The organism is Amycolatopsis antarctica (genome assembly GCF_002262875.1).
Lineage (GTDB): Bacteria > Actinomycetota > Actinomycetes > Mycobacteriales > Pseudonocardiaceae > Amycolatopsis > Amycolatopsis antarctica.
This window is the reverse complement of record NZ_NKYE01000002.1, coordinates 163729-184562: the sequence shown is the minus strand read 5'-3', so window position 1 is coordinate 184562 and position 20834 is coordinate 163729. Positions and strand designations below refer to the sequence as shown.

General features: G+C 71.4%; 17 protein-coding genes. 9 read left to right on the top strand and 8 right to left on the bottom strand.

Annotation, left to right across the window (positions count from 1 at the left end; genetic code table 11):
• The first annotated feature begins 145 nt into the window (after positions 1-145).
• From CFN78_RS04340 to CFN78_RS04325, 4 genes are all read left to right on the top strand, one after another.
• Positions 146-1327: a sialidase family protein gene (locus CFN78_RS04340; protein ID WP_094861264.1), complete on the top strand. Its 1182-nt coding sequence runs from the start codon at positions 146-148 to the stop codon at positions 1325-1327.
• Between the two features lie 159 nt (positions 1328-1486).
• Positions 1487-4132: an EAL domain-containing protein gene (locus CFN78_RS04335; protein ID WP_094861263.1), complete on the top strand. Its 2646-nt coding sequence runs from the start codon at positions 1487-1489 to the stop codon at positions 4130-4132.
• A 132-nt stretch (positions 4133-4264) separates the two neighbouring features.
• Positions 4265-5134: a bile acid:sodium symporter family protein gene (locus CFN78_RS04330; RefSeq protein WP_240519259.1), complete on the top strand. Its 870-nt coding sequence runs from the start codon at positions 4265-4267 to the stop codon at positions 5132-5134.
• A gap of 322 nt (positions 5135-5456) precedes the next feature.
• Positions 5457-6200 (top strand): GAF and ANTAR domain-containing protein, encoded by a 744-nt coding sequence (locus CFN78_RS04325; RefSeq protein ID WP_240519258.1) that lies wholly within the window; start codon positions 5457-5459, stop codon positions 6198-6200.
• A gap of 106 nt (positions 6201-6306) precedes the next feature.
• Here CFN78_RS04325 and CFN78_RS04320 read toward each other — a convergent pair whose 3' ends face one another.
• The 4 genes from CFN78_RS04320 to CFN78_RS04310 form a co-directional block, all read right to left on the bottom strand.
• Positions 6307-7170: an adenylate/guanylate cyclase domain-containing protein gene (locus CFN78_RS04320; protein WP_240519257.1), complete on the bottom strand. Its 864-nt coding sequence runs from the start codon at positions 7168-7170 to the stop codon at positions 6307-6309.
• Between the two features lie 138 nt (positions 7171-7308).
• Complete coding sequence (locus tag CFN78_RS04315; protein WP_165777442.1) at positions 7309-10377, bottom strand: AfsR/SARP family transcriptional regulator; 3069 nt, start codon at positions 10375-10377, stop codon at positions 7309-7311.
• 119 nt (positions 10378-10496) lie between these two features.
• Positions 10497-10661, bottom strand: coding sequence for a hypothetical protein (locus CFN78_RS29025; RefSeq protein WP_165777441.1), 165 nt, complete (start codon positions 10659-10661; stop codon positions 10497-10499).
• A 336-nt stretch (positions 10662-10997) separates the two neighbouring features.
• Positions 10998-11711, bottom strand: a complete 714-nt coding sequence (locus CFN78_RS04310) for a MerR family transcriptional regulator (protein WP_094861260.1) — start codon at positions 11709-11711, stop codon at positions 10998-11000.
• Between the two features lie 276 nt (positions 11712-11987).
• Between CFN78_RS04310 and CFN78_RS04305 the strand changes: the two genes are divergently transcribed.
• Positions 11988-12797 carry a M15 family metallopeptidase gene (locus CFN78_RS04305; RefSeq protein ID WP_094861259.1) on the top strand — a complete coding sequence of 270 codons (810 nt, stop codon included), beginning with the start codon at positions 11988-11990 and terminating at the stop codon, positions 12795-12797.
• Positions 12798-12893: 96 nt separating this feature from the next.
• Here the strand turns inward: CFN78_RS04305 and CFN78_RS04300 are convergent, their stop codons facing one another.
• The gene (locus tag CFN78_RS04300; protein ID WP_094861258.1) at positions 12894-13472 is read right to left on the bottom strand and encodes a TetR/AcrR family transcriptional regulator; all 579 of its coding nucleotides are present in this window, start codon (positions 13470-13472) and stop codon (positions 12894-12896) included.
• Between the two features lie 50 nt (positions 13473-13522).
• On the opposite strand from CFN78_RS04300, the gene CFN78_RS04295 reads away from it, so the two are divergent.
• From CFN78_RS04295 to CFN78_RS04285, 3 genes are read left to right on the top strand one after another with little or no spacing between them, the layout of a single operon-like run.
• Positions 13523-14398, top strand: a complete 876-nt coding sequence (locus tag CFN78_RS04295) for an SDR family oxidoreductase (protein ID WP_094861257.1) — start codon at positions 13523-13525, stop codon at positions 14396-14398.
• A gap of 50 nt (positions 14399-14448) precedes the next feature.
• A complete protein-coding gene (locus CFN78_RS04290) occupies positions 14449-15153 on the top strand; it encodes a TetR/AcrR family transcriptional regulator (protein WP_094861256.1) in 705 nt (234 codons plus the stop codon).
• The gene (locus CFN78_RS04285; protein WP_094861255.1) at positions 15150-16040 is read left to right on the top strand and encodes an alpha/beta fold hydrolase; all 891 of its coding nucleotides are present in this window, start codon (positions 15150-15152) and stop codon (positions 16038-16040) included. Before CFN78_RS04290 ends, CFN78_RS04285 begins: the two co-directional genes overlap by 4 nt.
• Positions 16041-16214: 174 nt before the next feature.
• Here the strand turns inward: CFN78_RS04285 and CFN78_RS04280 are convergent, their stop codons facing one another.
• Positions 16215-16988: an SDR family NAD(P)-dependent oxidoreductase gene (locus CFN78_RS04280; RefSeq protein ID WP_094861254.1), complete on the bottom strand. Its 774-nt coding sequence runs from the start codon at positions 16986-16988 to the stop codon at positions 16215-16217.
• A gap of 142 nt (positions 16989-17130) precedes the next feature.
• Between CFN78_RS04280 and CFN78_RS04275 the strand changes: the two genes are divergently transcribed.
• The gene (locus CFN78_RS04275) at positions 17131-17829 is read left to right on the top strand and encodes an SDR family oxidoreductase (RefSeq protein WP_165777440.1); all 699 of its coding nucleotides are present in this window, start codon (positions 17131-17133) and stop codon (positions 17827-17829) included.
• Between the two features lie 162 nt (positions 17830-17991).
• On the opposite strand, the gene CFN78_RS04270 is transcribed toward CFN78_RS04275, so the two are convergent.
• Positions 17992-19749, bottom strand: a complete 1758-nt coding sequence (locus tag CFN78_RS04270) for a sialidase family protein (RefSeq protein WP_094861252.1) — start codon at positions 19747-19749, stop codon at positions 17992-17994.
• A 306-nt stretch (positions 19750-20055) separates the two neighbouring features.
• Positions 20056-20805, bottom strand: coding sequence for a phytanoyl-CoA dioxygenase family protein (locus CFN78_RS04265; RefSeq protein ID WP_094861251.1), 750 nt, complete (start codon positions 20803-20805; stop codon positions 20056-20058).
• Positions 20806-20834: the final 29 nt, after the last annotated feature.

Here is a 20834-nt window from a genome sequence, read left to right as displayed (position 1 = left end):
GCGGCGGATGGGACGAACGGTGGATTGACGGACAGATCCGTCACAAACACACTCGACGGCGAATGATCCGGGTAATCCTTTACCCGGACCCGGGAGCCGAAGGAGTTTCCTCGTGGGGGCTGCATTCAGACGTCACCGTCGTTCGATGATCACCGGAGTTCTGCTCGGCGCGCTGGCGCTGCTGGGCCAGGGACTGTCCCCCGCCGCGGCCGAGGCTCCCGGGCCCGCCGCGGACGCCGACGCGGGCGGTGGCGCGATGGCCACCGGGACACCGCTACGCAACGGCAACGGCCTCTACCCCCGGCTGATCCGCCTGCAGAACTCCGGCGAGGCCAACGGAAACCTGGTCGCCTCGGTCGTGGACTTCGACCCGAACGGCGGCGTCGGCGCGATCTACCGCAGCACCGACAACGGCGCCTCGTTCACCGAGATCGGCTCCATCCACGATCCCGGCACCCCGGCGGGGTACTGCTGCTCGACCCTGTTCGAACTGCCCCGTCAGGTCGGCGCCATGCCGGCCGGAACCCTGTTGTGGACCGCCTCCGTCGGCCAGGACGCGCCGGACCGGCGGATGACCCTGCCGATCTGGCAGAGCCCCGACCAGGGCGTGACCTGGAAGTACCTGTCCACCTGCCGGACCGCGGAGAACACCGGCGGCATCTGGGAGCCGGAGCTGGCGGTGAACAACCAGGGCGACCTGATCTGCCACTACGCCGACGAGACCGATCCCGCGCACAGCCAGCAACTGCGCGAGTCGTTCTCCGCCGACGGGCTCACCTGGTCGGCTCCCTTCCCCACGGTCGCCCCGCCGAACGGCGACCTGCGGCCCGGCATGGCGAACGTGCGCCAGCTCGGCGACGGCAGCTACTACATGAGCTACGAGATCTGCGCGACCGGGAACCAGTACGACTGCGCGACGCACTTCCGTACCTCTGCCGATGGCGCCGACTGGGGCCCGCCCAGCGACGAGGGCCCGCGCATCTTCTCCGACACCGGGCAGTACTACACGCACGCGCAGACCCTCGCCCGCATCGACAACGGCACCGGCCCGACCCGGCTGGCGATGGTCGGCCAGCAGCTCCGGGACGGCAACGGCGAGATCGCGGCCGGCAGCGGCAACACGGTGATGATCAACGACAACGGTGGCGCGGGCCCGTGGCGCTCCATCCCGGCACCGGTCTCCGTCCCCTCACCGCCGAACGCCCCCTGCCCGAACTACAGTTCCACCCTGGCCTCCACCGCCGACGGCGCGACGCTGGTGGAGATCGCGACCGATCTGGACGGACCGCTGTGCAAGCCGTACTTCGCCTCGGTCCCGCTGGGCTGAACCGTCGACGGCTCACCGGTGCCCGCGGGCACGCCCGACCCGGGCGTGCCCGCGTTCGCGTGTCCGCCGAGAATGACCGGCTAACCACTGCAATTAACACTTTCGTGTGCAATTAACCACGTACGCTGAGTGGAGCGAAAATCGCACACACACGATCTGATGATCGAGACGCCACCTGAAGGGGGAACGATGGTCGCCGGGGGGCCGGACAGTGGTGACCGCGTCACGCGGTCACCGCGGCGGCCGCGCGCGTTCCATTGGTTCGCCCGCCTCACCGCCGTCACCGGACTGCTGCTGGCAGGCACCCTGGCCTGGGCCTCCCCGTGGAACTGGGACGCGGGCCTGTGGTGGCTCGCCCCGGTCCTGATGGCGGCGTTCCTGCTGGTCGAGCACTTCGGCTTCGAGGTCGACGTGGACGGGGTCGGCTGGAAGGTCACCTTCAGTGAGCCGCCCCTGCTGATCGGCCTGTTGCTGATGCCGTTCCCGCTGATCCTCGCCGTGCACCTGCTGGCGGGCGGGGTTTTCCTGCTGCTGAACAAGGTCCGGGACCGCTACGCGTACAACTTCGGCGTCCGCTGCGTCGAGGTCGGCGTCGCCTACCTGACCTACAGCGCCGCCATCGGCGCGCACTGGCCACCGGTCGCGGCCGCGGCACTGGGCGCGGCCACGGTGCCCGTGCTGTCGATCCTGTTCGCCCTGCTGGTGCTCCCGCTGCTCGGCCCGGGACTGCCAACGGGGGCGGCGCTGCGTCTGGCCAGCCGGGTCATCCTGCCCGGAATGCTCAACGCGGGCGTGGGCGGCCTGCTCATCGTGCTGGCGACGACCGTCGAGGACGGCCTCCTGCTGGCGTTGCCGATGCTGGTCGGCGTGATGCTCTGCTACTACACCTACGGCACCGCGCTGCGCGACCACCGCGATGTGCGAAGGCTGTCGCAGGCCTCGCGATCGGTCACGGCGGCCCTCGACCCCACCGCGCACGGCGAGCGCGCGATGACCGAGGCACTGGAGCGAGTACGCCGGCACATGTCCGCCCACCGGGTCGTCCTGTGGCCGTACGGCGGCGACGCGGAACCCCGGATCGCGGGCGCGCCGCTGGCCGCCGCCGCGCTCTGCCGCGAGGACGAGCTGGCCACCGCGGCGGGCCCGAGGGTGCGGTACGTGCACACCTCCGACTGCCCTCGAACGCTGTGCCGATCGCTGCGGCTGCGCGAGGCGACCGAGTGCCTGCTGGTGGAGTTGCGGGTGCCCGGCGGCCCCCTCGGCGTGCTCGAGGTGCACGACAGGGAAAGCCGGTGGCGCGGGTTCGGTCCCGCCGACGAGCAAGCCCTGACCACGCTGGCGAGCGCACTGGGCAACGCCATCGCCAACGCCCGGATGATCACGCATCTGCGTCACAACGCCTACTACGACCCGTTGACCGGACTGCGCAACCGGGACGGCCTGCGGGCCGCGGTCTCGGTCGCCACCGGGACCACCGTCCTCCGGGTGGAGGTCGACGCCGCCACCACGGCCACCGCGCTGAGCCCGAAATGGGGCGCGGCCCTGCTGTGCTCGGCGGCCGAGCGGCTCACCGATCTGCTGCCCACCGCGACCGTGGCCACCATCGAGCGCGGGAAGTTCGTGGCGGTCGTACCGCCGCCGGATCCGGACACCGGCGGAACGGGATCCGGCGAGCCGGAACCCTTCGCTGGAGTGCCCGGTCGGGCGGAGGACGCCGAAGAGCTCGCCGAGTACGTGCAGCGCGCTCTGGCCGAGCCGTACACCCTCGGCTCCGTCGCGGTGCAGGCCGGCACCGTGGTCGGGGTGGCGACCGCGGGAGCGGGCGACGAGGGCGAGGCCGGAACCGACGAAGCAGGCCCCCTCGGCGCGCGGCTCCCGGGTATCGACGATCTGGTGCACCACGCGGGCATGGCCATCGGGGTGGCGCGCTCGGTGGATCGCCCGGTGCACGTCTACCGGCCGTCGATGGGAGTGGAGGCCAGGCGTCAGCTCGAGTTCACCAGCCAGATCCGCGAGGCGATCGCGGACGGCCAGATCCACGTCCACTACCAGCCGAAGATCTCCCTGAGCTCCGGCCAGGTGCTGGGAGCCGAGGCCCTGGTGCGCTGGCAGCACCCGCACTACGGCGCGCTGCGGCCGGACGTGTTCATCCCCGCACTGGAGCGCACCGGCCGGATCGGGGCCCTCACCGAGCACGTGCTGGAGCAGGGCCTGCGGACGATCGCGGGCTGGCTGGAGCAGCAGGTACGCATGTCGGTCGCGGTGAACCTGTCGGCGCGTTCCCTCGCCGACTCCGGCTTCCCGGAACTGGTCGGCTCGGCCCTGCGCGAGCACGGCGTCCCCCCGGAACTGCTGACCTTCGAGCTCACCGAGAGCGCGGTCATGGAGGATCGCGACCGCGCCCTGCCGATCGTGCAGCGGCTGCACGATCTGGGCGTCCGGATCAGCATCGACGACTTCGGCACCGGATACTCCTCGCTGGCCTACCTGCGCGACCTCCCGGTGGACGAGGTGAAGATCGATCGTGGCTGCATCGCGGAGTTCGCCGGCTCGCCCGGTGACTCCGGCCTGGTGCGCACCGTTCTCGCGCTCGGCCACACGCTGGGCCTGGTCGTGGTGGCCGAGGGCGTCGAGGATCCGCAGACCCGGGACGCGCTGATCTCGCTGGAGTGCGACATCGTCCAGGGCTACCTGTACTCGCGTCCGCTGCCGCTCGACGCTTTCGGCGAGTGGCTCACCAGCCGCACCAGGCTCACCGGGCCCGCCACCGGCGCGTACCGGGTGCCCGTGGTGACGCCCGGCTGAACCCGGGACGCGCGACGGCCACTCGGCACGATCGCCGTCCGATTCGCACGCTTTGCGCTATTCTTGTGCGCTCCCCGGCCGGTCGGCCCGGGCGGTCCGGAGATGTCCCGGGAGGCCTGCGTGGTGTCGTCGGTGGTCACGGTTTTCCTCCCGCTCGCCCTGGCCGTGGTGATGTTCGGGCTCGGCCTGTCGCTGACGGTGGCCGACTTCCTCGCGGTGGCCCGCTCACCGCGAGCGGTCGTGATCGCACTGCTGTGCCAGCTCGTCCTGCTACCCGCCGTCTGCCTCGGCCTGGTATTGGTGTCCGGGCTCGAGCCCGTACTGGCGGTGGGCATGATGCTGCTCGCCGCCTCCCCCGGCGGCACCATGGCGAACCTGTTCAGCCACCTCGCAGGCGGGGACGTCGCGCTGAACGTGAGCCTGACCGCCATCAACTCGCTGATCTCGGCCGCCACCCTGCCGGTGGTCGTCAACCTCGCGCTGGACGGCTTCCTCGGGGACGGCTCCGGAATCGGCCTGCAGCCGGGAAAGGTCGCGCAGGTCGTCGCGATCGTGCTGGTACCGGTGGCGATCGGGATGGCGGTGCGCGGCCGCTTCCCGGCCCGGTGCGCGGCACTGCACGGTCCGGTGAAGGTCGCCTCCGCGGTCTTCCTGGTGGGGGTGATCGTGGTCGCCCTGGTGCAGGAGCACCGCACGCTGGCCGAGCACGCCGCCACGGTCGGCGTCCTCACCGTCGTGCTCTGTGTGCTGAGCCTGGCGGTGGGCTACTGGGTTCCGCGGCTGGCCGGTATCACCCGGGAGCGGGCCATCGCCTCGGCGATGGAGATCGGCATCCACAACAGCACGCTGGCGATCACCGTGGCGATCTCGGTGCTGGGCAGCTACGAGCTCGCCGTTCCGGCCGCGATCTACGGCGTCGTGATGTTCGTGCCCGCGGGGATCTGCGCGTTCGCCTTCTCCCGGCGCGGCCTCGGTCCCACCGTCCCCGCACGGACGGCCTGATCGCACGAGCGCCGTGGCACCGGCACGGCGAAGGGGACGGAGTACCGCGCCGCTCCTGCGGTCCGTCGCGAAGCGGTGATCCCGGTGTACTAATGTTCCGGTGACGCGCCGGTTTCCGGTGTGCCACCTCGTATAGCTGCTGCACCACGGCGGGCAGAGACCGCCGGGTAGCCGCACACGATCATCTCCGGTCAAGCCACGGCCGGGCAGACCAGCGACGTACGCCGCCTCAGGGCGCCGTGCCGTCGCGGCTCCGGTCTGCTCGCTCGTGCGCGACACCCGGCGATCGCTCCCTCCGGACTCCCCGGAAAGGGACGACACTGTGACCGATGACCTCGCCCAGGGACCGGCGACATGGCCGGACGTGCTCGAGGACGTCACCGGAGCGCTGGAGACCCTGGCCGACGTGCTGAGCCGGGAGAACGAGTTCGGCACCCTGCTGCACGAGGTGTGCGAGCAGGTGGTGCGGGCGGTCCCCGGCGTCGAGGCGGCCACCGTCGCCCTGCTGGAGGACGGCACCCCGCGCACCGCCGCCTCGACCGACCAGGAGGTGGCCGGCCTGGACGAGGAGCAGTACAGCGCCGCGGAGGGACCGTGCCTGGAGGCGGCGCACAGCGGCAAGCTCGTCCGGGTCTCGCTCGCCGAGGCACAGGCACAGTGGCCCTCGTTCGCCAAGGCGGCGCACGAGGCCGGGATCGGCAGTTTCCTCTCGGCGCCACTGATGGTCGACCGGCAGGTCTCCGGCGCGATCAACTGCTATAGCTCCCAGCACCACGGCTTCCGTGAGCTGGACGCGCGGCTGCTCGAGCTCTACACGGCCGCGGTGGAGGCCGCGTTGCGCAGCGCCCGGCGTTTCCACCAGGCGCTCGAACTCGCCGAGCAGCTTCGCGCGGCACTGCGCTCCCGGGCGGTGATCGACCAGGCGAAGGGGATCGTGATGGCGGTCCGGCACATCGACGCGGACCAGGCGTTCACCGTGCTGGTCGAGCAGTCGCAACAGGAGAACACCAAGCTGCGCGACCTCGCCAAGCGCCTCGTCGCGGGTGTCACCGCCACCCCACGCTGACCACCCGGCACCAGCCCAGCAGCCGTGTCGGGCGCCCCAGCACCCCGTGTCGGGCGCGGCGGCACCCCGTGTCGGGCGCCCCAGCACCCCGTGTCGGGCGCGGCGGTCAGCCCGGACGTACCGAGTACACCGCCAGGTCGCGCGGCGCGCCCTTCGCCGCGAACCGGCGCTTGCGGCGCAGCCGGTACTCGCCGGTGTCGAGTTGACCGACGCAGGTCTCCGACACGAGCACCTGGGACCCTTTCGCGGCATCGGCGACCCGCGCGGCGACGTTGACGTCCACGCCGAGGTAGTCGGCCCCGACCTGACGGGGCCGCCCGGCGTGCACCCCGGCGCGCAGCAGCGGGCGGTACCCGTCGACGTCGAGTTCGCCCACGCCCTGGCACGCCTGCAGTGCGGCCCGCGTCGCGGCACCGGGCTCGGCGAACGCTGCCATCATCCCGTCGCCGAGCCGCTTGACCACCCGTCCGCCGTTGCGGGTGATCGCGTTCTCGCTGACGGCGGCCACGGCACGCAACGCCCGCAGCGCTTCCTCGTCACCCACCCGCAAGGCCCACGCCGAGAAGTCGACGAGGTCGGTGAACACGATGGTCACCTCGACCTCGCCACGGGACCTGCCGCGCGCATCGCCGAAGGACTGCCACACCTGCACGGCGGTGAGCCCGAGTTCACGCAGCACGCTGGGCCTGCGCGTGCCGCCTTCGGCGAGTGCTTTCGCCAGCCGGTCCGAGGGCAGTCCGGACGCGGTGGACAACGGGTCGCCGAGGCTGCTGTCGCCGGGTGCGAGCCTGCGCACGAACCGGGCGGTGCGCACCAGGCCGTCCTGCCGGTCGGCCTCACGCAGGGCGCGACTGAGCCGGGAACCCCAGCCCGCGCGGTCGTCGGCCTCACCGCGGATGCGCGACAGTGCGAGTTCCGCCGCCTGCTCGCGTCCCGGGTCGGGGTTGCCGTGCCGCTCGTCGGTTGCCACCGGCGCATGTTACTTCGAGTAACGGCGAGAGCTCAGCCCCCGGTGCCCGGCATCACTCGCGCTCCCGGCGCGGATCGGCGTCCGGTCCGTCGAACCGTCCCCTCCGGTACCGGAGGGGACGCCGCCATGCGGTCCTGTTCAGGCGGGCGTCCCGGACCCGCGCAGCTCGGCGATCCGCTCCTCGATGGCTGCCGCCTCGGGCAGTCTCGCCGCCCTGGCCGCGGCGAGTGAGCGTTCCCAGTGGTCCAGCGCCACGGCCCGCTCGCCGCGCACGGCCGCGATCCGGCCCAGGCCGTCGTAGGCGAAGGCCTCCTTGAAGTTCTGGCCGGTACGCCCGGAGAGGCGGATCAACCGGTCGAAGCACCCGCCGGCCGCGTCCAGGTCGCCGAGCCGCTCGTGGATCCGGCCGAGCACGTCGAGCGCGTGCCCCTCGATGTCCGGGTTCGCGATCTCCCTGGCCAGCACCAGTCCCTCCCGGCAGTGCTCCAGCGCGCGTTCGGGCTCCCCGCCGCGCAGCAGGCAGTCCGCGAGCAGATACAGGCTGCGGGCCTCGTCCTCCCGGGCACCGACCTCCCGGCTGAGCTCCAGTGCCCGGCGCAGATGGTCGGCGGCCGTGTCCAGTTCACCGGCCAGCGTGCACGTCCAGCCCACGTTCACCAGCCCGGAAACCTCGAACGCCCGGTTCCCCTGCTCGGTGTTGATGGCCAGCGCCTCCCGGTGGTACCTCGCCGCCTCGCCGTACCGGCCGAGTTTGCTGTGCACCACCCCCAGGTTGCCGAGAATCGCCGCACGGTCCCTGGCGGTCCCGTTGTCGTACAACAGTTCCCGGGAACGATCGAGGTGGGTCAGCGCCTCCTCGTACTGACCCTGTCGCATGTGGACGATGGCGATGTTGCCGAGCATGCGGCCCGCGCCCTGGGAGTCGCCCCGTTCCCGCTCGATCGCCAGGCCATCGCCGAGCGCGTCCAGCGCTTCGTCGAACCGGCCCAGTCCGACGTAGGTGGTGCTCAGATTCCGGTACAGCACCGTCATCCCGTCCCGGTCACCGGACTCCTTCGCGGCCGCGAGACCGATCCGGTAGCAGGCGACGGTGTCCTCCACCTGTCCGTGCCGCAGCAGCGCGGGACACAGCACCGCCACCAGCCGCCAGGTCTGCTCATGCAGGCCGTTCTCGGCCGCGTGCCGGATGATCGCCGAGAAATTGCGCTGCTCCGCGTCGACGACCTCCCGCACGTTCTCCCCCGACCGCAGCTCGGGCAGCCCCTCGCCGGGGAGCCCGTCCGCCGTGCCCGCGGCGCCGACGATCCGCTCGCCCGCGCGGCCGAGCGCGAGGTAGTGCTCGGCCAGCCGCAGCACGGCCTCCCGGCGGGATGCCGCGGGCTCGTCCCGTTCGGCGGTGGCCCTGGCGTACTGCCGCAGCAGGTCGTGGAAGTGGTAACGGTCGACGGCGTGCTGGGACAGCAGGTTCGCGTCGAGCAGGTTCTCCAGCAGCCGCTCCGCGTCGTCCGCACCGACCCCGAGCAGTGCCGAGGCTCCGTACACCTCGAAGTCGGCTCCTGGATGCAGGCTGAGGAAACGGAAAGCTCGTTGTTCCGGAGCATCGAGATGCCCGTAGGACACCGCGAACGCGGCCATCACGCTGCGGTCCTCCGAGGACAGTTCGGTGAGCCTGCGCCGCTCGTCCCGGAGCCGTTCGATCAGGTGCTCGACCGTCCACCGGGCGTGGTTGCGGAAGCGCGCGGCGGCGATCCGGATGGCCAGCGGGAGGTGCCCGCACAACTCGACCACCCTGGCCGCCGAGTCGGCGTCGGTGCGATCGGGCCCCGCCACCCGCCGGAACAGGTCTGCGGCCTCGGCCGGCGGCATCAGGTCGATCGAGAACGAGGTCGTACCCTCCAATGTGGACAGTCGGTGCCTGCTGGTCACCAGCACCCGGACGCCGGGGGCACCGGGCAGCAGCGGACGGACCTGTTCGGCGTTCTTCGCGTTGTCGAGCACCACCAGCATCCGCCTGCCCGCCAGCGCGGACCGCCACGCCCCTGCCCGTGACTGCACGCCGTCGGGAATCTGCTCCGGCGGAACGCCCAGCGTGCGCAGCAGCACGTCGAGCGCGTTGGCCGGGTCGAGCGGCCGCTGGCCGGGCGTGTAGCCGTGCAGGTCGATGAAGAGCTGCCCGTCGGGGTAGTCCCTGGCCACCAGATGCGCGACCCGGACCGCGATCGTCGTCTTGCCGATGCCGGCCATGCCGTTCATCGCCGTGATCACCACGGCCGGGTCGTCGGTGGACTCGGCCATCGTCACCAGCCTGCCGACCTCGGCGGTGCGTCCGGTGAAGTCAGCGACGGCGTAGGGCAGGAAGAACCGCGGCGCGGGCGCGTCCGGCCGGGCAGGCGACTCCGCGGGCGCCGGGGCGGCCGGTTCGGGCCGGGGGGCCGCGTCGGGACTGTCCGAACGCAGGATCGTCGAGTGCAGCTCGCGCAGTTCCTCCCCCGGGCTCATCCCGAGTTCGTCGGCGAGGAAGACCCTGGCGCGTTCGTAGGCGTGCAGGGCCTCCGCCTGACGGCCCGCGCGGTGCAGGGCGACGATGAGCTGGCGGCGGAAGCTGTCCCAGAACGGGTGGACGGCGACCAGTTCGGTGACTTCCGGGACGACGGCGTTGCTCTCGCCCCGGTCGAGCCTGCACTCGATGAGCAGCTCCCGCGCCGCGAGCCGCTGCTCGTCGAGGCGCGCGGCGGCGGCCTCGACGTTCTGGCCGGTCATTCCCTGCAACGCGCGGCCGCGCCAGAGCGCGAGCCCGGCGGACAGCTTTTCGATCGCGGCATCCGGGTCGCCCGCCGCCCGGTCCGCGCGGGCCGCCTCGACCGTCCGGGCGAACCGGTCGGCATCCACGACACTGTCGCCCGCGTCCAGCCGGTAACCGTCCCGTTCCGTGCGGACGATCGTCCGGAACTCGTCGAGACTGCGGCGCAGTGCGGCGATCGCATTGTGGATCTGCCTGCGGGCCGTGTCCGGCGGGCGGTCGCCCCACAGGGCGTCGATGAGGGCGGCGGTGGTGACGGTGTCACCGGCCGAGAGGAACAGGGTGGCCAGCAGCTTTTCCTGGCGGGAACCACCGAGCGGACATCTCCGGTCGTCGATCCGGACCTCGAACGGTCCCAGGAGGCAGACCGTGAGCCGGCGGGCTGTGGAGGTCGGCTGGCTCGGCATGCGGCTCATTATGCCCAGGCCGGGTGACTTTCCGGCGGACCGCGGGAGGCGGGCGGGTTCAGCACCGGCGGGGCGTCCGCCGCGGCGGGACCGGAGTCACGCCGCGGCGGACACCGGGGTCACGGCCACCAGGGGAAGAACGGGAAAGCGCTCTGGGTCTCCACCACCGGGGTGTCCCCGGCCTGGGCGGATTCGACGGTGGAGGCCTGCGCGGTGGCACCGAAACCGAGGGTTACGGCGATCGCGATTCCGGCCATCAGGGACGCGGCGCGTACGACTCGCATGGGGACCCTTCCTGCGGCAACTGGATTCTCGTGTCCCGTCCCATGGTGCCCTGCACGCTATCGAAACGCTATCGAACATACATCGGAAACCGAGGTTCGCTGCTGGGACCTGCGATTTTCCGCCGATGTTCGCGCGATGGCCCGCTGCTGGATGCTGGGCTCGGCTCGCCAAGAGGGCGCGGCGAGGCTCGAGCGGACGACGACGTGTGTCCATCGCTGCTGGGGGTAGCGATGGACACACGCCGTCACCACCGCCGAGCGTGCGATCTTCCCCGCTGCTCCTGTTCCCCGGCTGTGGCACGGGTTCCGCCGCGCCACGCGGCACCGGGTTTCCGGTCACCCCTGGCCGAGGTAGGCGTGCAGCCTGCTGTCACCGCCGAGCACGGCGGCCGAACGCGAGGTCAGTGCCTGCCCACGACGGGCGATCGCGTCCCGCAGCGCGGCACTGCTGCCGGACTCCCGCAGGCCGTCCAGCACCGGCCGGATCTGCGCCAGTGGGTAGTGGCTCTGGCGAAGGATGGCGATCATCCGCGCGTCCCGGACGTCGGCGGGGCCGTAGCTGCGGTACTTCGTGCCGTGTTCGCGCCGGGGCGTCAGCAGGCCCGCGTCCTCCCAGACGCGCAGCGCGGACGCGCGGAGCCGGAGCAGGCTGGCCACCTCGCCGATCCGCAGGCCCGTTCTCGGCGTCTCCCGGCTCGGCGGCACCTGCTCGGCGACGGCTTCCAGCGCACCGGCCGCGGCGGCCAGGTCCTCGCGCTGCCGGTGCAGCAGGGCGTGCCCCTCGTCGACGATGGTCAGCGCCCGCGACACGTCCCCGTCGTGGACAGCCCACATGATCGCCCGCGCGGTGGCCGGGCCGTAGCCCCGCGCCAGTGCCCGGTAGGTGAGCAGGGCGTCCCGATGCCGGGCGTCGAACCGGCGGTACCCGGAGGGCGAGCGCGGCGCCGGAGGCAGCAGGCCCGCGTCCGCGTAGTTGCGTACCTGCTGGACGGAGATGCCCGCGGCCCTGGCCAGGTCGATCGGACGGAGTGCCCGGCACTCGGTGGCCATCCGCGCATCCTAGCGACGGACCTCGCCGCCGGATGTCCGTTCTCGCCGCCACGCCGCCGTGTCACGCGCCCCAGCACCCCGTGTCGCGCGCCCCAGCACCCCGTGTCCGGCGCCCCAGCACTGCGTGTCGGGCGGTGAGACCAGGCCGGGCGCCGGCCGTGCCCGCGTACGGGCCCGCAATCCCCTTCGTGGCACGCGAATCTCCGTACTCGACGCCGATGATCGTTGCTCCATAAGGAGCATTACCGCGACCTCGGTGCGTGCTACAACGGGGCGATGCGATTCCCCGTCTCGCGCATCGGTGCGCTGACCGCGGCTCTGCTGGTGCTGGCCTCTCCGCTCGCCGCCGCCACCGACGAGCCGACGGCCCCACCGGAGTTCGTCGCTCTGTCCGATGTGGACTCGACGATCCTGCAGGAGATCCGGTACACCGGCGAGCACGACTTCGTCGGACGCCCGGTGAACGGTTACCTGGAGCCGATGTGCATCATCACCCGGCCGGCGGCGGAGGCGTTGCGTACCGCGCAGCAACAGTTGCTGCCGCGGGGGTACACGCTCAAGGTCTACGACTGCTTCCGCCCGCAGCGCTCGGTCGACGATTTCGTCGCCTGGGCCGAGGATCCGGACGACACCGAGATGAAGGCCGAGTTCTACCCGGACATCGACAAGTCGCGCCTGTTCGAGGAGGGCTACATCGCGGAGAAGTCCGGTCACTCCCGGGGCAGCACCGTGGACCTGACCCTGGTGCGCACCCCGCCCGCCCCGCAGCCGGACTTCGTGCCGGGACAGCCGCTGACGGCGTGCACCGCCCCGGCCGGGGAACGGTTCCCGGACAACATGGTCGACATGGGCACCGGGTACGACTGTTTCGACACGCTGTCCAATACCGACGATCCGCGGGTCACCGGTGAACAGCGTGCGAACCGTGATCTGCTGCGGGATGCGATGAAGGCACAGGGATTCGACGGCATCGAGACGGAGTGGTGGCACTTCACCTTCGCCGGGGAACCGTTCCCGGACACCTATTTCGACTTCCCCGTCGCCCGTTCCTCCCTGACCCCGGCTGACGCCTGCCCTTCCCGGTGAGGGGTACCCGAAACGGCGCGGCACGTTCTCGGTGAGACCGCCGTCCCGGTGACGATCGCGGCCAGGTTCGGCCACATCCCCGGCGGCGTGGCGTGGCTACGTCGTGTCGCCCGCGACCATGCGGACGAGGGTGTCGACGACCTCGTCGGCGGTGGTGTGCCACTGGTCCGCGGCCAGGTAGCCACTGACCTCCATGCCCGCGATGCCGTGGGCACCGGCGAGCAGCAGGGCGCCGTAGTGCCGGGCGTCGCGCTCCCCCACCAGGGCGGCGACGATCTCCCGGAACTCGTCCTGGGAGCGTCCGGCCGCGCGCTGGGCCGCGGTGGGATCGCCCGCCGGCGCGCTGCACATCACCTGGTAAAGGTGCGGCTGCTCCCGGCCGACGCCGATGAGGACGCGGAGAGCGCCGCGCAGTTTCTCGGAGGCAGGCAGGGCGGGGTCGATCCGCAGAGCGCGCACCTGGTCGCTGATCCGTTCCCAGCTCTCGGTGGCCACGGCGGTCAGCAGACTGTCCTTGTCCGCGAAGTGCCGGTACGGCGCTCCCCGTGTCACGCCCGCCCGCGCACCCACCTCGCGCAAGGTGACGGCTCCGGGGCCGCCGAGGTCGAGGAGTTCGGCGGCGGCGTCGAGCAGGGCGCGACGGGTGACGGCGGCGGACTCCGCACGGGTGACCATGAGTCCACCATATAGGTGACAGTGTCATCTGAGGTGGTACCGTAACGAAGGTGACAACGTCATCTGAACCCCGGAAGCTGATCGTCGTGACCGGAGCCTCCACGGGCATGGGCGCGTCCACCGCCCGCGAACTGGCCCGTCAGGGATTCCACGTCCTGGCCGGTGTGCGACGCGACCAGGACGCAGACGCCATCCGATCGCCCGGCATCGAGCCGGTCATTCTCGACATCACCGAGCCCGAGCAGGTGGCGGCGCTCGTCGCCCGGGTCGCCGAGGACGAGCGCACGCTGCACGCGCTCGTCAACAACGCCGGCATCCAGGTGAACGCCCCGGTGGAAACCATGCCGATGGCGCAGTGGCGACGGGTGTTCGAGGTCAACCTGTTCGGCCACATCGCCGTGACGCAGGCACTCCTGCCCGCACTGCTGCGCGGAAAGGGCCGCGTGATCAACATCAGCTCGGTCGGCGGCAAGGTCGCCATGGCCACCTACGGCGCGTACGCGGGCGCGAAGTTCGCCCTGGAAGCGGTCAGCGATTCGCTTCGCCGGGAGGTCGCGCCGCTGGGCGTGCCGGTAGTGGTGATCGAGCCCGGCGGCGTCCGCACGGAGATCGCCGGCCGCGGGGTCGCGACGGCGAACGAGCTGGCCGCCGGGATGACGCCGGAGCAGGACGAGCGCTACGGCGGCCTGGTGAAGGCGAACAACAGGCTGATGGCCTCGGGCACCGGATCGGGCGTGACCGCCGAGGCCGCCGCCCTGGTCATCGCGAAGGCCGTGACGACCCCCAGGCCCCGCGCCCGCTACACCATCGGCCGGGACTCCGCCCTCATCACCCGCCTCACCCGGATCCTGTCCGACCGCACGCTCGACCGCATCCTCGCCGCCAACCTGCGCCGCCACTACCCGAAGGCAGCCAAGGGCCGCTGACCCGGCCGGCAACGGCGTGACCCGAACCTTCGAATGATACGGTACGAAACGTGTCGTATCGAAACTATGCCGATAACGGTCCGCCCGCCGGCCACGCCGGGCGCCCCCGGGACGCCCGGCGGGAGAGCGAGATCCTCGCGGTCGTGACCGCGCTGCTCGCCGAGCGTGGCTACGAGGGCGTGACCTTCGAGGAGGTCGCGCGCCGGGCAGGGGCGTCGAAGGCCACGCTATACCGGCGGTGGGCGGGCAAGCGGGACATGGTGGTCGCCGCCGTGAAGGCGGGCCCCGCCCGCCGCGACGGGCCGGACGAGATCGACACCGGCAGCCTGCGCGGGGATCTGCTCGCGCTGTGCCGGCGCCTCGTCCGGTCCATGTGCTCCGCGGACGCCCAGGCCGCGGTGCTGCTCCTCCAGGCGGGACTCGAGGACCCGGAGCTGTGCGAGGAGATAGAGCGAGCGGTCGGCCCGACCGGCGCTCGCTTGCCCGCCACCGTCATCGAGGCCGCGGTCCGCCGCGGGGAGCTTCCCGAGGGCGTGCACCCCTTTCCCTACGAAGAGGTGACGGGCGCCGCGATCCTGCTCCGCCGGCTCAACGCGCTGGAGATCGACACCGGCTATCTCGAAGCTCTCGTCGACTCGATCCTGATCCCGGCCCTGCGCGCCACGGCCCGGCTCCACCACGAACCCCCGGCCGGCATCTTCTCCGGCCACCCCACCCCCTCGGCCGGCACGTCATCTCCGGAGGAGTCTCAATGAACCCGTTGACCATCCCCGAATTCGAGTACCGGACCCTGCCCGGTGAGCAGGGCGTGGACCTGAACGTCGCCGTCGCGGGCACCGGTCCCGCCGTGGTACTCCTGCACGGTTTCCCGCAGACCCACTACATGTGGCACCAGGTCGCTCGGGAGCTCCGCGCCCGGCACACGGTGATCGTTCCGGACCTGCGCGGGTACGGGCAGAGTGGAAAGCCCGCGGAGCAGGGACCGCAGACCTACTCGAAGAGGACCATGGCCCTGGACGTCCTGCGCGTGGCCGAAGCGCTCGGGCACGAACGTTTCGGCCTGGTCGGTCACGACCGGGGCGCCCTCGTCGCCGTCCGCGCCGGACTCGACCACCCGCGCGCCGTGCGGTACCTCGGAATCCTCGACGTGTTGCCCACGCTCGACACCTGGGAGGTCCTGCGCGGGGCCGAGGCCAAGGTGGCCTGGCACCTGTACCTCATGGCGCAGCCCGCGGGACTTCCGGAAAAGATGATCAGGGCGGTCGCGCCCGAGTTCTTCGGCTCGTTCCTGGACGCCTGGGACACCGAGGGCACGGCCTTCACCCCCGAGGTCCGCCGCCACTACGTCGACAGCTCCGTGCACGCGGTGGACTCCATCGTCGCCGACTACCGGGCCACCGCGAGCATCGACCTCGACATGGACCGCGCGGACCGGGAGGCCGGCAGGACACTCGACATGCCGGTGGCCGTCGTTTCCCAGGACTGGGGGGCCCGACTGGGCTTCGACGCCGCCGCGCTCTGGCGCGCGTGGGCACCGGACCTGACGTTCGAGCCCATTGGGGCGGGCCATTTCATGGCCGAGGAGAAACCGATGGAGATCGCGGACTTCGTCCGCTCCCTCGCCGGCCGTAGCCGGCGCTGAATACTCTGACGACCCCGGGTACGAGGCGGCAGGCACGGGTCCCATGCTCGGCGGAGCACCGGCGGCCACGGCGCGCGTGCTGATCCGGCGGAGGACACGCCGGCAACCGCGGCGGGCCAACGGTTTCTGGCCGTGGCGACGGCGGCGGAACGTACGGGCGCTCACGTCCGGCGCTCAGAGCCAGTGGCCTCCGGCGACCTGGATGATCTGCCCGGTGATCCAGCGGGCTTGGTGGGAGGCCAGGAAGACCGCCGCGTCGGCGATGTCACTCGGGTCGCCCACCCGGCCCAGCGGGATGGCCGGAGTCACGGCGCGGATCACCTCCTCGCTCATCCAGCCCGTCTGCACCGGCCCGGGCGCGATACCGTTGACGCGGACCCGCGGCCCGAGATCCATGGCCGCACCGCGCGTGAGCGAGTCGAGCGCGGCTTTCGAGGCACCGTAGGCGACTTGTCCCGGGAACCCCCGCGCCGCATCGGTCGAGATGTTGACGACGCATCTCGATCCTTCGCCCGCGTCGGCGGGAACCCGGCGGGAGAACTCTGCCAGCAGCATTGTCGGCACGACGGTGTTGACCCGGAAGGTGCGCTCCACGCCGCCTTCGTCGAGGCTGTCGAACGCGTCCGCGTCCTCGGCGTGCGCGGCGTTGTTGACCAGCACGTCGATGGGTCCGAGACGAGCCTCGACCTGGTCCAGCAATCGCGCCGACGCACCGGGCCCGAGAAAGTCCGCCTCCACGGCGATGGCATCGGGCAATGACCCGACGAACGCGTCGACCTCGTCGTGGGTCGCCCGCACATGCTCCGTCGCCGTGGACGCGGCGCCCGCCACGTAGTGGACGGCGACACGCGAGCCCTGTGCTGCGAACGCTCGGGAAATCTGGGCGCCGATGTTCATCGCGCCACCGGTGACGAGAACTGTCCTGTCCCTCAGTCCGGGATCGATCATCGATCTGATCCTGCCACGGGGCGCCAGACCGGCGCAGCCCGTCCGTCGCGGGGTATGTCCTAACAGGACTGCGCAGCGGGATGGACGTCATCCTTCTAAGCTCGTTTGTCACGCCATGGCAACGATCTCCAGGAGTGATTCGATGAGCTCGAGGTTGGACGGACGACGGGTGCTGGTCACCCACGCGCACCGCTATCTGGGACCGCCGGTGGTCGAACTGTTCCGCGCCGAGGGCGCGACGGTGCTCGCCGACGAGAGCGAGCTGACCGGGCCGGACGAGCCGGAGGAGCTGGTCGCGCGCAGCGGGCGGATAGACGTGCTGGTCGCCAATCTCGCCGGGCCACCGGAGGCGATGCCGGTCACCGGCATGATGGTGCGACCCACCGAGTTCACCGACGAGGCCGTGCGGGGCTACATCGACGCGCTGGTCTGGCCCCTGCTGCGGATCGTGCGCGCCACGCTTGCGCAGATGTTCGAACGCGGGTCGGGCAAGATCGTCGCGATCACCAGCGCCACCCCGGAGCGCGCGATACCCGGCCTGTCGATCTACTCGGCCGCGCGCGGCGCGCAGAACGCCTTCCTCCAGGTCGTCGGCGCCGAAGCGGCGCCGCACAACGTTCAGGTGAACGCGATCGGCCCGGCCCACATCGAGAACAACATGTACTACACCGAGGACATGCTCGCGGACCGGTCCGTGCGCGAGTCGTTCGAAGCCGACATCCCGGCCGGCCGGCTCGGCAAGGGCCACGAGGCCGCGGAACTGGCACTGGCGCTGGCAAGTGGTGCCAGTGACTTCCTGGCGGGCCAGCTCATCCCGGTCTCGGGCGGCTGGACCACCTGAGCGGCCCCCTGCGTCGTCCCAGGACCGGGTCCGGCCGGCCGATCTCGCCGGGAGAGCACGGCCCACCGCCACGGTCCCGGACGTGATACCGGGCCCGGTATCGGACGGCGAGATCGTGCGCGGTCCTCGCCGCGGTCACCGTGGTGCGGTCCGGCGGACCGGTCACCGGTTGATGGTCACCAGCCGAGACCACACTCGGGATTCCAGCGGTTTCGGGTCGGCCCAGTCGGCGCCGCGGTCGCCGAAGGTGAGCAGGTGGTCGTCGTCCACGGGGACGAACGTACCGTTGCCGCTGTTGCGGTAGTCGACCGTCTGTGGCGGGGTCCACGAGTTGCCGGTGCCGTCGCGGGAGACGAGCAGCGCCTGGCCGGGCCGCCCTATCCACAGCGCCAGTTCGCCCGAGGCGAGCCGGGTCAGCGTCGGGTAGATGCCGGTGACCGGTATCGAATCCGCGAGGACCGGCTCCGGTGCGCTCCACGTCGCGCCGTCGTCGGCGGAACGGGCGGAGTACATCTGCTGGAAGCTGCCGGTGCGCATGACGATCAGCAGATCGCCGTTCGCGGTGCGTTCGATCGCGCCCTCGTCGAAGCCCTCGTACCGCGGCTCGGGGGACAGGCCGGGGTCGTAGGCGACAGTGGTCAGCAGTTCCCAGTTCACCCCACCGTCGGTGGAGCGCAGCACGATCTGCCGGAACTTGGTGTCGTTCGCGTAGTAGCCGTAGCCCGACTGCAGCAGCGAACCGTCCGGGTTCTGCACGACGTTGTGCACGAGCACGAAACCGCCGAGCGGTGAGCCGGGGCGATCGGTGACGTTGTTGATCGGGCGCATCGCCTCCGGCGTCGTCATCACTCCCGCCCGGCGGGTCCAGGTCAGGCCGTTGTCGTGCGAGATCGCGGTCGGCACCTCGGCGGAACGCTCGCCGGAGTTGGGCGTCATGTAGGTCTGGTAGCCCACGGCGAGGATGTCACCGTTCGCCAGCTTGGTCATCCCGTAGGAATGCGCCTCCGGCATCGGGTTGCGCGACTGGGCGTCGCTCCAGGTGGTGCCCTTGTCGGTGGAGACAGCCATTCCGGTGCCGCCCACGTCGTTCGCGTCGCCGTGCGTCGGGTAGGCGACCAGCGTCTGCTGCTGTCCGTCGACGGTCACGTTCACCGCGGTGTTGGGCATCTGCACGTGGGTGTCGGAGGTCGCGATGGTGACGTCCGGGCCCACCGTGAACGGCTGGGTGCGCGCGGGTGGGGTGTCGACCGCGTCGCCGATACTCACGTCGTCGACGAACACTTCGTCGCCCGCGGTCTCGGTGCCGTTGCCGGTGATCTGAAAGCCGGTGACATCGGTGACCGCCCGGACTCCCCACGACCCGGCCTCGCCGACGTAGCGGTCGTCGACATAGAGGTACGCGGCTTCCTGGGAACTCGGCACCTGCACTCGCAGCGTGCTCCACTCGTTCACCGGGACGGTCCCGGCCGGGGTCAGTTGCGTCCAGCCGAGCCCGTCGTACCACCGCAGCGCGCCCTCGGGGGTGACGCTCAGGTGCAACACCGACCGTTCGGTGTCGATGCCTTCCAGGTGACCGAGCAGGCTGTAGGAGAAGCCGTTCGTCAACTGGGCCGGATACGCCGCGAAGCTCAGGTCCACACCCTGTCGCGCGGTGTCGGGGCAGGTGATGCCGACCGTGGTGGCCGTGGACTGGTCGTTGAGCCGCAGGCTGTGCGCGCCTGCCGCGGCGCGCACGTCACTGACCACGGCCGCGGTGCCACCGGCCGGGGCCGCGCAGCCCGCCGGGACCGCGCCGACCGCGTCCTCCTCGAAGGTGCGCACCGTGTTCGCCGCTTGGGCCGTCGCTGCCGCCGCGGGCGACAACACGGTGAGCAGTAACGCGAAGACAGCGACCAGAATGGGGGTCCGTTGCCGATGCACTGTGCCTCCTGGGACTCGACCCGATTGCGATCAGCACACGCGGAATATCGTTCCATGTCAACAAGTTGGCCGGATCAGGACGTCGCCGGCCGGGATCGCGCCGGGATGGACCAACGGCCGGTCACCGCATGCCGCCGACGAGGCCGGCGCGCTCGGCTGTCCGGGCGCCGTCGCCTTCGACCGCCGTTCGCCGCGCCGGTGCGCGGATCGCCCGGCAGACCGCCCGTCATCGCTACCCGCCGGCCTCCCCGCGCGCTGACCGCGATCCTGTTCGCGCCCCCGCCGTGCCCGGCCGAGGGCGCCGCGTCATCCCCGCTCGGCCTGCTGCGCGGCATAGGCCGCGGCCGCCGCCTCATACTGCGCGCGCAGGTCCTTCGAGGTCCGGGTGTGCGCGGCCCGGTAGACGAACAGCAGGCCGGTGCGCCGCTGCTCGGTGCGATTGGGTTCGCTCCAGTGCACGGTCTGGCAGTGGTGCACCATCGCGTCGCCCGGCTCCAGCAGCCCGACGGTCACCCGCGACTGGTCGTAGGACGGCGGGTCGGCGAGCAGCATCGAGTTGCCGGGGATGCCGGATCCCTTGTGCGGCAACAGCTCCGCGCGGCTGTCCCGGACATAGTGCACGGGGCCGTTGGTCGCCGTGGTGGCGTCGATGGCGACCCAGACGGTGAGCATGTCCGGTGGCTGCTGGCAGAAGTAGGCGTTGTCCTGGTGCGGCGGTACGGCGCTGCCCTGCAGGGCGGGCTTGTTGAAGGTCTCGACCGCGGCCAGCACCGGTTCACCGCCGAGCAACGCGCCCATGGTCTCCAGCAGACGCGGATCGTCGCCGAGTTCGCGGAAGTACTCGTCGTAGGTCTCGAGCCGCCACAGGTTGCGGACCTTGCCGCCGGGTTCGAGGACGAAGTCACCGGGCGCCATCCGCTCCGCGGCGCGCGCACCGGCGTCCTCGATCCTCTCGGCGATCTCGACGACCCGCGCGGCGTCGAACAGTCGTGGCAGCGCGACGAATCCGTCCCGCTGGTAGTGGGCGACGACGTCCCCAGTGGTGCTTGCTGTCATGGGATCAGCTCACGCGGAATGCCGTTCCA